This is a genomic window from Companilactobacillus kimchii DSM 13961 = JCM 10707 (assembly GCF_001435445.1).
Classification (GTDB): Bacteria; Bacillota; Bacilli; order Lactobacillales; family Lactobacillaceae; genus Companilactobacillus; species Companilactobacillus kimchii.
Map to the genome: position 1 here is coordinate 21,825 of NZ_AZDH01000006.1, position 13,997 is coordinate 35,821.

A 13,997-nucleotide genomic window follows, 5' to 3' on the forward strand; every position below is an offset into this window, starting at 1 on the left:
TCACACTAAATTAGGTTTTCGTGATTACTAGTTTAGATTAATGAATTAGTCTAATGTAGCAAACTTTTCAAGTGTACGAACCATTTGTGCTGTAAATCCTGATTCATTGTCATACCAAGCAACAGTCTTTACAACTTGTGAGTCGCCCTTACCAACAATTTGTGTTTGTGTTGGGTCAAAGATTGAACCGAATGATGTACCGATAACGTCTGAAGATACGATTTCATCATCGTTGTAACCGAATGAAGGGTTGTTTTCTGTATACTTCTTGATTGCAGCATTAACTTCGTCAACTGTAACTTCTTTACCAAGAGTTGCAACTAATTCTGTAACTGAACCTGTGATAACTGGAACACGTTGTGCATGTCCATCAAGCTTACCCTTCAATGCAGGAACAACAAGACCTAAGGCCTTAGCAGCACCAGTTGAATGAGGGATGATGTTAGCAGCAGCAGCACGTGCAGCACGAACATTACCTTTACGTTCTGGACCATCTTGAAGTTTTTGTGTAGCTGTGTAAGCATGGATTGTTGTCATTGTACCAGCTTTAATACCGAATTCTTCGTTTACGGCATTTGCTAGAGGTGCAAGACAGTTTGTTGTACATGAACCAGCTGAAGCGATCTTAACGTCGTTTGTTAGGATGTCATCATTAACACCGTAAACAACTGTAGGCATAGCACCTGATGGAGCTGAGATCAATACACGTTTTGCACCAGCATCCAAGTGAGCTTGTGCTTTTTCTTCTGATGTGTAGAAACCAGTACATTCAAGAACGATATCAACACCGTCGTTAGCAACCCATTTAAGGTCTGCAGCGTTCATTTCAGCATATACAGGGATCTTCTTACCGTCAACAACGATAGCGTTGTCAGCAGCTTCAATCTTATCGATTTCGAAGTTACCATGAGCTGTATCATACTTCAATAGGTGAGCAAGCATAGCAGGTGAAGTTAAATCGTTAATTGCAACAACTTCCAAATCTGTCTTGCCAGCTGCTTGAAGTGCAGCAATACGGCGGAATGCCAAACGACCGATACGGCCAAATCCATTAATACCAACTTTTGTAGTCATACAAAAATTCCTCCTTCAGGAAATAAAAAAAATATTATTTTAAAGGGTTATCCCTTAAAATCAGTTTTGAGGCACCTTCATCAGTAATTAAGATTGTATGATGAGGTGCGTTTTTCATATATGATTGAATTGTGTTAGCTTTACTTTCGCCACCAGCAATCGCAATCACATATTCTATTCTATCAAGGTCCCGGACATGAAGTCCAATCCTAGGTACCTTATAAACAAGTTTGCCATTTTGATCGAAGAAATCACCAAATGCTTCTGAAACAGCTCTTCCGCTGTCAACCACACTCTGTTCTTTAGAAGAAAGATTTCTTCTCTCAGCCATAACACTTGCAGTGCCAATGCTGTGAATAACAACATTACTTCTATATATTAAATCAAGAACCGACTTAATTGAAGTCTCTTTTTGCAAAGATTCGAAACTTTTTTCAGAAATATCTTCTGGAAGATACAATGCTCGGTACTGACCCTGTGTTCTAGAAGCCATTTCCGCACAAACACTGTTAGCTTGAATTGCAACTGATTCACCAACACCACCACGAGCTGGTAAAAATACCAGTTGACGGTTCTTAGACAAATCAGATGAAAGATTTCTTGCAACCTGAGCTAAGGTGCTACCACCTGTGACAGAAATCATTGACTGTCCTGTCGGTAACAGTGTTCCTAAAAGTTGATTAAGTCTTCTACCAAATGAATCAACCACACGATGCTGCTTATCAGCATTACCTGGTAAAACAATACATCTACTAATTCCAAGTTTACTGCTTAATTGTTTTTCCAATAAAGCAGTTCCTTGATAGTCGGCTAACACATCTGTCAATCTGATTACAACGTCGCTACCTGTCTTTGTCAAAGACATCCCAGATTTCGAAGAAATAATCAAGCCTTGCTTTCTCAACAAGTCAGTTTCTGTTCTTAACCCACGTTCAGTAATGTTAAGATCATCAGCTAACACTCTGCGCCCGATAGGCTCCATTAATGAGATACTCTGAAGTATTTTAAATCGCTTTTCCAGAGTCTTAATGAAGTCTGGGGCAACTAAATCCAGCAATTCTAAATCTTCATTATTAGTCATTTGATATACTCCATGGGGCAAGTACTGTCCCTGTATGTCTGTTTACGACCCATGTACTCAAAAAATAAAAGCCCAGATGATTAAATCTCATCTCCTAAGCACAACTAATAGTATAAACTCTCTTGTGAATATTTCAAGTGATATGCGATAAAAAGTGAAAGTTATATTAATTTTTTTAGAGATTTACTTTTTACCCTATGATGAGCTAGAATTATATTATACTTGCGCTGCTAGTGTAATGGATAGCACACAGGATTCCGGTTCCTGGGATGTGGGTTCGACTCCCACGTGGCGCATAATTGTTTCACAAAGTCTTAACTATAAGTGTTGATAATTCAACATTTAAATTGTTTTGTGCCTATAACAAGAATTATTCTATACAAAAACAAGATAATCTTTCGGGTTTTACTCCTAAGATTATCTTGTTTTTACTTTCTACAACTGCTAAGAACAAAATGACGTAAAACTTGATTAAATTCGTCCGGAACTTCAGCCATAATATCGTGACCACTGTTATTCATAGTAAACGTCTTAATTCTAGGATTGGTTTTTGCCATTACTTCTCCAAAACGGTAATCAAAATATGGACTCTGCTTAGCAACAATCAAAGTTACTGGCACCTGCGTATTAGTCAATGCACTTCGCCAATCCCTTTGCACGTGATCAAACAATAATGGCAGAGTTTGTTCCCGATCAAATGGATGCATGGCCTTTGCTTGATTTAAATCCTCAAAAACTCGGTTATCCAATCCATGCAAAGTTTCATGAACATTATTTTTTTGAACCAATTTAGATTGAAAATTATCAGCTGTTATATCTTCAAAACCATATGCCCAATTTTTATCATTCAACATCTTGGGAGACTGATCAATGGCCATGACTGCTTTCACTTTATTATTTCTCTGTAAATAACTATAGCAGACGCTGGCCCCCATTGAATGACCCACTAAAATTGGATCATCCAACTTCAAGTAATCAATTAAGGTTTCCAAATCATCTGTTAATTGTTTTAGTGTCAAATCTTTATTAGTTCGTTCTGATTGCCCATGATTACGATGATCATATGTGATTATTTGATAACGCATCCCTAAAAAATATTCTACTTGTAAGTTCCAAATTTCTTGATAACCACCAAACCCTTCAACAAAGATAATCGGTTGTCCCTGCCCATGAATCTGATAATTAAGTCGTACTCCATCACTTGTAACTAGTTCCATGTATCTCTCTCCTTAGCTTTCAATACTATCTCAGTCCAAAAATCATTCTTTATTCACTATATTGCACAAAAACACATTTATCCACCTGAAACAAAAATTCCACCAACCTATTTAGATTGATGGAATTTTTTATTTTAACCAGGGATCTTTTACTAAAATTGGATCTTCTAAAGTTTTCATCATAATGGTTGAAGTACTATTTGCGTACTCTTCCAAAGAAAACCCATTATTTGCCTGGATAACTTGTAAGTCAGCATGAACTCCGAATTGATTTAATTCTTTCAACAATTCGCCAGCTGCACATTTGCTAATTTCTTGTTCTGGTAACCAAACTAAATCCAAATCACTTGTCATTTTAGCTGCACGCGTGCCAGTTGCCAATTCAAACCCAACACTGCCACTAATCCCCCAGTGATAATCATGTAAAACTTTATCAACTTTTGGTAATGCTTTAATAGCTGGCAATATTTGGCGCTCTGGAATAATTCTTTCCCAAACCTTCTTTTCAACCAACTCATAAGGTGTCGTAACTTCAAGCACATCTTTAAGGTCAACATACGTTGCAAAACGATGTTCCCGCTTGATCCCTCTAACACCAACAGGAATTAGTCCCGCTTTCAAAGGACTACGTCTCACAACAACAGTTAAGGAATTTGGAAAAATGGAGTCAGCCCAGCTTGGCAATTCATCTGACAAGGCCGAAATAGAGTCGATTTTCAACAAGTCATGCGGATTAATTTCTACCATTGTTCATCAACTAGTTTGCGAACCTTTAAGGTTGCCTTACGTCCACTTTCCTTGGCAATTGGTGTTTCATAACGGAAATGCAATGTTCTATCGCCGTTTAAGCCATCAATAGCACCATCAATAATTTGATTGATCTTTGCAACATTTTCATCAGTTGCTTCCCATGAACCGATACCCTTAACTAGCTTGTACAAAGCACCAAGTTTCTCATAGTTATCAATATCATAAGCCATGGCTGGAACATGTTTTGTGGCTTCTTCTAGTTCAGCAATAGTTCTTTGGGTAATACGAGCGGCACTAGCTTTTGACATAGCTTGAATAGTAATAGAATCATCATCCAAAGCAATCATACGGTTAGATTGTAAACCGTGAGCTAAGAAACCACCGGATACAGCATCACCAGGAATAAAATCAATTACAGGATGACCTGCTTGTCTAGCTTTAGCATAAGCCGCTGCACTAGAACCTAAAGCAACGTGGATACCAATCAATTCTTCCTGATAGCCATAAGCTTGACTAGGTACATCAACAATCAAGATAATTGGACGTTTAACATCTTTATCCTTATCTTCGGCAACAACTTTGTTGATGACACTAGCAACTGCAAAGCCTTCTTGTAATCCAACTTCACCATTTCTAACACGTGGAAAGTCATTATCAGCATCAGGCACGATAGCAACATATTCTTTACCATCTTTTTGAGCATGCAAAACAGTTGAAACAGGACTAGTTGCATTCTTGATGCCAGTCATCTTTTCAAACCAGGCACGACCGCGACTCTTAGTACCTTCCTTAGAGCCAGCTACAGCTTCTGGAATATCATGTTTTGTTACTTCAACGCTCTTATAGAGTTTATTGTATGTTTCAATATCTAATTTCTTACTTAAATCTAACTTATCTAACAAACTGAGATAGAAATCGACATTTTCAGTACGATGAGCATCTTTTTTAGTTTTAATTTCATTAACAATTGAATTTTTAATATTATCAACTGTATCATCAACGACTTCATCAACTAAACCAGTTGCTAGTCTTTGCTTAGTACCTAAAGTATTCCAGATTAAATCTTTATCACTAGAGTCGAACTCACGAACGCCAGCTTCTTGTTCAATAACTTCAGGTCCATTTAAAGCAATTCTGGCCTTATTAGTAGCAATCAAATATGACAAGATTGAAGCTGTGATTGACATACCACCGAAAGATCCAACACGTCCTGGTACTAAACCAATTACTGGAACATACTTCTTCAAAGCAATAACGGCGTTTTGAATTTCTGAGATAGATAGCAAACCATAGTTAGCCTCTTGTAAGCGAACACCACCAGTATCTAAGATAATAATTGGGTAAATAGTCTTACCGTTCTTATTGTCCTCTAAAGCTTTTTCCAAAGCTGCAACAATTTTGGCACCGCTGACTTCACCGATACCTCCACCTTGAAATTTACCTTCAATAGAAACAACTAAAACGTTATTACCATCGATCTTACCTTTCATCAAAACAATTCCGTCGTCACTCTCAGGAACAATGTTTTGAGGCTCCAAATGTGGTGAGATCATATCATCAAGAGGTCCAACCATTTCTTTGGAAGTACCCGCGTCTAATAATGAAAGTGCACGTTCACGTGCATGTAATTCAACAAAACTATTTTTCATCTTTTAGTTCCTCCAATGCTTGAGTTAAACGAAGATTAACAACTCCTGGAGTTGAACCAAAGTCATTAATTTCAATATTGGCTTGAATTGGATATCTGTCAAAGAAACGTTTCAAAACGTTTGCCCAAACTTCTTTGAAACCATCGCTACCGGTTACGATATTAACTTCTGTCTTCTTATCTGTTGGTCTAAAAATAACTTCGAGATCACCAGATGCAACAACGCCGACATGGACTGGTTTAGCAATTGCATCAGTTGTATCGAAATTAAAATGTAATTTTTCCATTTTTTTCTCCGTTTCTAATTTAAATGTTTTAAGAAGTAACTTGCAGCGAACAGATCTGCACAGCCACCGGGTGAAATATTGTATTTTTGTGTAAATTTTTGAAGGGTTTGAAATTTCGGATTATCTAACACTGTTTGTTTAGAAACAACAATTTGTGCTGATAAAGTTTGAAATTCTTGTAAGACTTGTAAATTACTGCGATACACAACGTTTGTATCATTAACATTGCTGTACAAAAGTAGTAATCGTTTCAGCCAAGTATCGTAATCATCTGATTCTGGTTGGAAACTCAAGACTTTAGATACATTGGCGAATCCACTTTGGGCCTCACCTTTAGCACCATTTAAAGCGTACTTCTGTTTGGTGATCATCCCGTGAGTTTTCTTAGTTGCCTGAACATATTTATCAGGCATTCTCGATAACTTTTTTACTCCAGCAAAGATAGTTTCTAAGTCATCTGTTTGTAAACTACTGATTACGCTGACCAAAAGTCCCATACTCCAAATGGCTCCTTTGTGAGTATTGATTCCATTGGTTGCTGTAAACATATCTTTTTCGGCCACACGACCTATGCGACCTATCTCTTCACGTAAAGCTAGATCTAAGGGATGTTGGTATGAAACCTGGATCATTTCTTCAAAACCAGCTAACAAACTATCAGCGGATTTGTAAAACAAATCAATATCCATATCCTTATGAGAACCATTTGACTTTGCATCAACTAATCCTGGCTTTGGTGAGAATGATACTTCCCACTTCAATGCGGTAACTGCTTGTTGGGCCAATTTTAAATACTTAGTTTCAATCATTAACTATGACCAACTTCTGAATTTTGCAGGTGGATTGTATAGTCCATCAGACCACTTAACTAGATCATCCATGTTTTGAGCAGCAAGAAGTGATCTCTTAGCTTCACTACGATGAACACCTAAGTCTTCTGGAAGAGCTACGATACCTTTAGCACGCAATTCTTTTAGCTGTTTAGGATTACTTCTCAAACCAACTGGTGTGACACCGGCAATAGCTTCAATAGCTGCTTGTCTTTCAGCCATACTGTCAGTCTTGTACAAGTAAGCAATACCTTCTTCAGTAACGATATGTGTTGTATCTTCGCTGTAGATCATAATTGGTACATTAGCTAACTTGGCTTCTTTTTGAACTTCTTCGGCATCCAAATGATCAACAAAGACTGGCTTCTTATTTGAACCGAAAGTCTCGACCATTTGTACAACTAATTTTTGACCCTTGCCTAATGGATCATCATCAGGACGCAAACTTTGCCAAGCTGGTGTTGAATGACGACGACCGTGTGGATTACTACCCATATTAGGAGCACCACCGAAACCAGATAGTCGACCATTAGTTACAGTTGAAGAATTACCATATTTATCAATTTGTAATGTTGAACCGACGAACATATCCAAAGCATATTGACCAGCCATTTGACCAAAGGCACGGTTAGAACGCATACTACCATCTTTACCAACAAAGAAAATATCAGGACGGTGAGCAATATAGTTCTCCATACCAACTTCACCACCGAAACTGTGAATTGTCTTGACCCAGCCACTTTCAATTGCTGGAATCAAAGTTGGCGTAGGGTTAACTTCCCAGTTAGGTACGATCTTACCTTTCAAACCTAGTTGTTCACCATAAGTTGGTAATAGAAGCTCAATAGCGGCAGTATTAAAACCAACACCGTGGTTAACTGTTTGTACATTATGTTTTTCATAAATTCCACGAATTGCCATCATTCCCATAAGGATTTGTAATTCTGTGACATTTTGTGGGTCTCTTGTAAATAGTGGTTCCAATTGATAAGGCTCATCAGCAGGCACAACGATGTCGACCCAATCACCAGGGATATCAACACGAGGAACTTTATCAACAATTTCATTGGCTTGAACAATGACAATTCCATCTTTGAATGCGGCTGATTCAACGATAACTGGTGTCTCTTCAGTATTAGCCCCAGTATAAAGATTACCTTCACGGTCAACCTTATCAGCAGCTACTAAAACAACGTTAGGAATCAAATCAACATATAGACGAGCATATAATTCCAAATAAGTATGAATATCGCCGACTTCCATTGTTCCATCAGCAATCATTTGTGAAATTCTAGTACTTTGTGGTCCCGCAAATGAGAAATCCAGTTTCTTAGCAATGCCTGTTTCAAAAATATCCAAATGTTCTGGACGTGACACACTTGACATGATCATGTGTAAATCATGTACCTTTTCGGGATCAACTGAAGCCAAAGTTTCAGACAAGAAACTAGCTTGTTTTTGATTATCCCCTTCCAAAACGACCTTGTCGCCTGGTTTAATAATGCTCTCTAATAATGCCTTAGCATTCTCTGTTTTAACTAATTTACCATCCAAAAGTGATGAAATACTTGCCATCTTAGCGGCTTTATTATCACGGTTTTGGGTCCAACTTCTATTAGCCATTGATTATCCTCTTTTCCATTTTTCTAACAAAAACTCAATATCATCAAGACTCATATTTTTCATGGTGATGGTTCTAAAATCTGGGAACTTGCTCTTAACCAATTTGGTAAAAGTTTGTCCGGGTTGAACTTCTAAGGTTGTATCAATACCTAGCTCTGACGCTACATCCATCATTGTGTCCCAGTAAACAGGATGAACAAGATTGTTAATCATGTCATATTTAACTTCTGTCACTTTCTTACTTGAACGACCATTATAATTAGCTAAATACGTACATTTCGGATCATGCAATTCCACTTTGGACAATTCTTTCTCCAAAACGTCAGCAACTTTTTGCATCAGCGGAGAATGTGATGGCACCGGAACTTTCAATAGGACCGTCTTTTGCGCACCATTATTTTTGGCGAGGGCTAAAACTTTATTTATTCCTTCCAATGAACCCGAAATAACAGTTTGCAATTCCGAATTTTGGTTAGAAGTGAAAACTGGTTGCCCATCACTATTGATTTGAGCTACCAAAGCAGAAACTTCTTTTCTCGTTAAACCAACGATTGCACCCATACCATATCCACTTGGATATGACTTCTGCATCTCGGTTGAACGAATATAAACAATCTTAATTGCATCATCTTCACTAATAACCCCTGCCGCTACAGCAGCTGCAAAGATTCCTAACGAGTGTCCGGCAACGGCATCAGGCTTTTGCTGGATTGCTTTTAATTGTCGAATATCAAACAGTTGTAATAATAAAATTCCTAATTGGATCTGAATTGAATCTTGATAAGCTTCAGCCGTATCTTTCAATTCAACACCAGTTAGGTTTTTTACTCGTTGAATCATTTCCGGTGGAACTTCACTTAACATCCCACTTCTTTGGCCGCCTTGGCCTGGAAATATCCACAAGGTTTTGATAATTAATCACCTCCAACAATCCTTCTTATTGATCTCACAGATTCAGTATAATTGCCGATACATAACATGTATAATATATAAAAAGCAAGATACTTAACCATTTGGTTATGAATGGAGCAAAATATGAATCTCAATCAATTAACTTATTTCGTTGTCGTCGCCAATCAAGAAAGCATCACTAAAGCTGCCAAAATCCTCTATGTCTCTCAACCAGCTGTCAGTAAAACAATTAAACAGTTAGAGGATGAATTGAGCACCAAGCTCTTTGACCGTACCGGTAGAACTTTGAAATTGAATCGAGCTGGTAAATTATTTTACAGTTACGTCAATGACAGCTTGGAAGAATTGAACCGTGGTATTTCAGCCGTTAAAGGTGGCTTGGATCAAACACAATATCCAATTTCTCTATTAATGGAGGTCGCTTCACCCTTCATCCCTTCGATTGTTACCAGTATCCAAGAAAAATTCCCCAACGTTAGATTGAATATTGCTCAACATAATGTCAGGGAAACTGATTTTAAACAATTCGATTTTATTATTACTAGTACCCCACTGCAGGGCCTAACTAATGTACCGGTTTTAAAGGAAGAAATTTTTGTCGGATGGAGTATCAACTACGGTTACAGTCAACATTTCGTTAAACCAGAAGAACTCGTTTCCGAAAAGATGATTGGACTATCTGCAAATAATCCCTTGCGAGTAACAATCGATAAATATTTCTTGAAACGTGATATTACTTTGAACTATAAATACGAAGCCGATGACCCTGCTACGGTTAGGGGAATTATTGAGGCTGGTGTCGGCTTGAGTTTCATCCCTTCAGTTACTTGGCAGACGATCAGTTCTAAAGTCCAATTAGCTCGGTTAACACCTGATCCCTTGCAACGAACAATTTACCTTTGCTCACCCCACAAGAACCTAACTAATATTCAACGTGAAATCAGTAATGAACTAATTTTAATCTTCCTATCTTTCCAAAGATCCGAATTGAAAATTTAGTTGCATTTATTTTATTATGAGAATATATTAAATCTAATGATTTCCTTTTGTTGATCTCACAATTTTACAAGGGGAGATTTATCACATGAAAATAAAAAAAGACATTACACCCAAAGCTGATATAGGTGACTATATGAAGGTCTTTGCTTGTACTGCCGTTATGATGCAGACTGTACTCAGTTTAGTCCTATCAACCAATCCCAGTTTTAGTTATCAAACACCAATCGGAATTATTTACAATTTGGTGAAGTTCACAGCTCCAGCCTTTATCTTTGGTATTTTATATACTACGACTAGAACTACTAACGAAAATACTTGGGGAGATTATGGTAGCTATTTGAAGAAACAATGGTCTGCTCTTTTTGTACCTACAATTTGGTGGACTCTCGCTTACCTATTGATTTTTCCAAATGTTCAACAAGTTAACAAATTCAACAGTTTTGGCTCTTTTTGTTGGCATTTCATCAATGGAAACGCCGCTCCACACTTGTGGTATAACACTATGATGCTACAATTCATTATCCTAATGCCGCTTTTCTGGGCTTTAGCTCACTGGATCAAAAACAACAATACTCGTGGTATTATCACAATCGTTTTAACCGCTATTCTCTTTGGTGCTTGGATTTACTTCTACGATGTCCAAGTCTTCCATGGTCCTCACGAACAAAGTTGGTACTTATTAGATAGAATCTTTATCAGTTTCGTAATTTATGGAATCTTCGGAGTTGTCGCTTGGATGTTTCGTGACAAATTTGAAAAGTTTCTTAAAAAAGCTTTTCCTATTCTAGTAATCTTGCTTATCGCTGTCTTCTATTGGACCAACCGTGAATTATTTACCTTCGGTTATCCCGTTAAATTAAGCAATGCTCCTTACTACAAACCATCGATGACTCTCTATGCTTTATTAGTTATCGGTCTAATAGCTACATTAGCCATTCGTCACATCAATACTGACTCTAAGGCTTTACCAGTCTTTCATTTCTTAGCTACTTATGCCTATCGGGCTTACTTATCCAACGTCTTTTGGCTTCAAATCATCTGGCGTTTAGGTAGCGGCTTCTTACCTCAAATCAATCCCATTGCAACTATTATTGTTTGCTATTTATTGACTTGGATATTATCATTTGCCTCAGCCTATACTTTCCATATTGTCTGGTCGAAGGTCAAAAATATGATCACTAAACCTGCCGTTCAAACTGAAGCTAAATAATTATTTTTATTTCTTAAGCTTTGTTTGTTGACCCAATATTAATAGTATGCTAAATTAGCACTGTGCTATTAAGAGTGCTAATTAAAAACAGGAGGCATTTTAATGTTAGTTCCTACAGTTGTTGAACAAAGTTCTCGTGGCGAACGTGCCTACGATATTTACTCAAGATTATTAAAAGATAGAATCATTATGTTATCTGGTGAAGTTAACAGCCAAATGGCTAATACAGTTATCGCCGAATTATTATTCCTCGATGCCCAAGATTCAGATAAGGATATTTCCATGTATATCAACTCACCCGGTGGTTCAGTTACCGACGGATTAGCTATCATGGATACAATGAATTTCGTTAAATCTGATATTCAGACAATTGCTACAGGTATGGCTGCATCAATGGCCAGTGTCCTATTGTCAGCAGGTACTAAGGGCAAGAGATTTGCTCTTCCAAATTCAACCGTTCTTATTCACCAACCATTAGGTGGAGCTCAAGGTCAACAGACAGAAATTGAAATTGCTGCTCAAGAGATCTTGAAGACAAGAAAGAGATTGAATCATATTTTGGCTGATAATTCAGGTCAAACATTTGAAAAACTTCAAAAGGATACTGATCGTGATAACTACATGACAGCCCAAGAAGCTAAAGATTATGGTTTGATTGACGAAATCATGACAAATAAAGCTGATAAGTAATTAGAGAGCGAAGTAGGCTTGGGAATTTCTGAAATTTCCCCAGCATAGCTTGTTTCCACTATTCAGCATAGAACAACAGTTATCTAGACTAAGACAAAATGTCTTAGTCTTTTTTACGCTCCTCTGAAAGCGCTCTACATCAGGCGTTCAATTGGACACCCTTTTTAATTTAGTCTATCCTTAAATTGTTCTTAGATTAAACAAAAGGGGTCTTTTTTATGAATAAGGGCGAAATCAAAAATAGCCTGGCTCGGAAGTTATTCATCATAACTTTGTTATCCGGGACCTTTACAATGTCAATCAGTCAGTCTTCACTTTCAACGGCTTATCCGACATTAATGAAATTCTTTGGCGTAACAGCACCAACGATCCAATGGTTAACAACGGGGTTCATGTTGATCATGTGTATCATGATGCCGATCAGTCCATGGTTATTAAATAACTTTTCGTTTAAAAAAATCTTTCTCAGCGTCGTTGGTATTTTTTCAATTGGTACTTTAATTATCATCGTCGCGCCAAACTTTCCAATGGCCATGCTAGGACGAGCTCTGGAAGCAATTGGTGTAGGTGTTTTGTTTCCATCCTTTCAATCTGTCTTACTAACGATCACACCTGAAAGTAAACGTGGTGCCACAATGGGTTACGCTGGTTTGGTCATGGGTTCTGCTTTAGCTTCAGGTCCTATTATTTCCGGTATTGTACTAAACTTTTTACAATGGCAAGGACTTTTCGTGATCTTCTTATTGATCATGATTATTATCTTTATCAGTGCTCTCTTCAATATCAAAGATGTTATGCCTCGTCACAAAGCTAGTCTTGACCTTATTTCAACAATTTATCTACTTGGTATTATCGGATTACTTTATGTTGTTAATCAGGCCGGTAGTACTAGAAGCTTCTCAACCAACTTAATTATTCTCTTAGTTATCAGTATTATTTTGACTGTTCTCTTCATACATCGTCAATTAACTAAGGATAAGCCTCTACTAGATTTAAAAGTTATGAAGAACTTCAACTTTGACTTAGCTGTCTTATTAACAGGTTTTTCATATATTTCCTTAATTGTGGTAACAATAATTTATCCACTTTATTATCAAAACATTTTACATGTTTCAGTTTTAATGTCTGGTTTAGCACTAGTGCCACCAGCTATTGTTCTAAGTATCTTAAATCCTCTTACTGGTAAGTTAGCTGATAAAATTGGATTCAAAGCTACTTTGATTTCAGGAATGTCGATGATCGTTATTGGTTGGTTCCTACTCTTCATTCTTCATATTAAATTAGGTATCTTACCAATGATTCTAATTGCTATCTTAATTGAGGGTGGTAATGCTTTCGTTATGATGCCTGCCACAACTTTAGGTGGGAACTCTCTATCAGAAGGGTTAATTCCTCATGGTACAGCAATTATAACGACTGTTAGACAATTACTCGGTTCATTAGGTGTCAGTCTTGCTACTTTGATTCTAGTTACAACTAATCAAAAACATCACTTACCCGCTAATAACGGACTAATTGGTTTTCAACACGTCTTTGCTTTCTTCTTCGGCATGGCTGTTATCGGTTTTATCTTTGCTTTATTGATTAAAAACCATAAAAAGAATAACGCATAAAAATAAATTTTTAATATAGCAAAAGAGTCTTCACATCAACCACTTTATATTGGTCGATATGGA

At 37.2% G+C, this 13,997-nt stretch carries 13 protein-coding genes and 1 tRNA gene; 5 read left to right on the forward strand and 9 right to left on the reverse strand.

The window, feature by feature from the left end:
* Nucleotides 1-45: 45 nt before the first annotated feature.
* Both gap and FC97_RS03600 read right to left on the reverse strand, forming a co-directional pair.
* On the reverse strand, nt 46-1,074 hold the full coding sequence (gap, locus tag FC97_RS03595) for a type I glyceraldehyde-3-phosphate dehydrogenase (RefSeq protein ID WP_054643117.1): 1,029 nt from the start codon (nt 1,072-1,074) through the stop codon (nt 46-48).
* Nucleotides 1,075-1,108: 34 nt separating this feature from the next.
* Entirely contained in the window at nt 1,109-2,155 is a 1,047-nt protein-coding gene (locus FC97_RS03600; protein WP_056967809.1) for a sugar-binding transcriptional regulator, read from the reverse strand.
* A gap of 224 nt (nt 2,156-2,379) precedes the next feature.
* Here FC97_RS03600 and FC97_RS03605 point away from each other — a divergent pair.
* A tRNA-Arg gene (locus FC97_RS03605) sits at nt 2,380-2,451 on the forward strand.
* A 132-nt stretch (nt 2,452-2,583) separates the two neighbouring features.
* Here the strand turns inward: FC97_RS03605 and FC97_RS03610 are convergent.
* From FC97_RS03610 to FC97_RS03640, 7 genes are all read right to left on the reverse strand, one after another.
* Nucleotides 2,584-3,372 (reverse strand): alpha/beta fold hydrolase, encoded by a 789-nt coding sequence (locus tag FC97_RS03610; RefSeq protein WP_054643116.1) that lies wholly within the window; start codon nt 3,370-3,372, stop codon nt 2,584-2,586.
* 129 nt (nt 3,373-3,501) lie between these two features.
* Nucleotides 3,502-4,119 carry a malonate decarboxylase holo-ACP synthase gene (locus FC97_RS03615; protein ID WP_054643115.1) on the reverse strand — a complete coding sequence of 206 codons (618 nt, stop codon included), beginning with the start codon at nt 4,117-4,119 and terminating at the stop codon, nt 3,502-3,504.
* Nucleotides 4,113-5,771, reverse strand: a complete 1,659-nt coding sequence (gene mdcD, locus FC97_RS03620; RefSeq protein ID WP_054643114.1) for a biotin-independent malonate decarboxylase subunit beta — start codon at nt 5,769-5,771, stop codon at nt 4,113-4,115. The genes FC97_RS03615 and mdcD overlap by 7 nt, the downstream gene beginning before the upstream one ends.
* Entirely contained in the window at nt 5,761-6,057 is a 297-nt protein-coding gene (locus tag FC97_RS03625; RefSeq protein ID WP_025085080.1) for a malonate decarboxylase subunit delta, read from the reverse strand. The genes mdcD and FC97_RS03625 overlap by 11 nt, the downstream gene beginning before the upstream one ends.
* A gap of 14 nt (nt 6,058-6,071) precedes the next feature.
* Complete coding sequence (locus FC97_RS03630; RefSeq protein WP_054643113.1) at nt 6,072-6,866, reverse strand: triphosphoribosyl-dephospho-CoA synthase; 795 nt, start codon at nt 6,864-6,866, stop codon at nt 6,072-6,074.
* A 3-nt stretch (nt 6,867-6,869) separates the two neighbouring features.
* Complete coding sequence (gene mdcA / locus FC97_RS03635) at nt 6,870-8,510, reverse strand: malonate decarboxylase subunit alpha (RefSeq protein ID WP_054643112.1); 1,641 nt, start codon at nt 8,508-8,510, stop codon at nt 6,870-6,872.
* 3 nt (nt 8,511-8,513) lie between these two features.
* Nucleotides 8,514-9,413 carry an ACP S-malonyltransferase gene (locus FC97_RS03640; RefSeq protein WP_082397547.1) on the reverse strand — a complete coding sequence of 300 codons (900 nt, stop codon included), beginning with the start codon at nt 9,411-9,413 and terminating at the stop codon, nt 8,514-8,516.
* Between the two features lie 120 nt (nt 9,414-9,533).
* Here FC97_RS03640 and FC97_RS03645 point away from each other — a divergent pair, with 120 nt between their 5' ends.
* The 4 genes from FC97_RS03645 to FC97_RS03660 all read left to right on the forward strand — a co-directional run bounded on the left by FC97_RS03645 (nt 9,534) and on the right by FC97_RS03660 (nt 13,934).
* Nucleotides 9,534-10,421, forward strand: coding sequence for a LysR family transcriptional regulator (locus tag FC97_RS03645; RefSeq protein WP_082397546.1), 888 nt, complete (start codon nt 9,534-9,536; stop codon nt 10,419-10,421).
* Nucleotides 10,422-10,506: 85 nt separating this feature from the next.
* Nucleotides 10,507-11,631: an acyltransferase family protein gene (locus FC97_RS03650; RefSeq protein ID WP_054643110.1), complete on the forward strand. Its 1,125-nt coding sequence runs from the start codon at nt 10,507-10,509 to the stop codon at nt 11,629-11,631.
* Between the two features lie 102 nt (nt 11,632-11,733).
* Nucleotides 11,734-12,321, forward strand: coding sequence for an ATP-dependent Clp protease proteolytic subunit (locus FC97_RS03655; protein ID WP_025085087.1), 588 nt, complete (start codon nt 11,734-11,736; stop codon nt 12,319-12,321).
* A gap of 218 nt (nt 12,322-12,539) precedes the next feature.
* The gene (locus FC97_RS03660) at nt 12,540-13,934 is read left to right on the forward strand and encodes a DHA2 family efflux MFS transporter permease subunit (RefSeq protein ID WP_054643109.1); all 1,395 of its coding nucleotides are present in this window, start codon (nt 12,540-12,542) and stop codon (nt 13,932-13,934) included.
* Nucleotides 13,935-13,997: the final 63 nt, after the last annotated feature.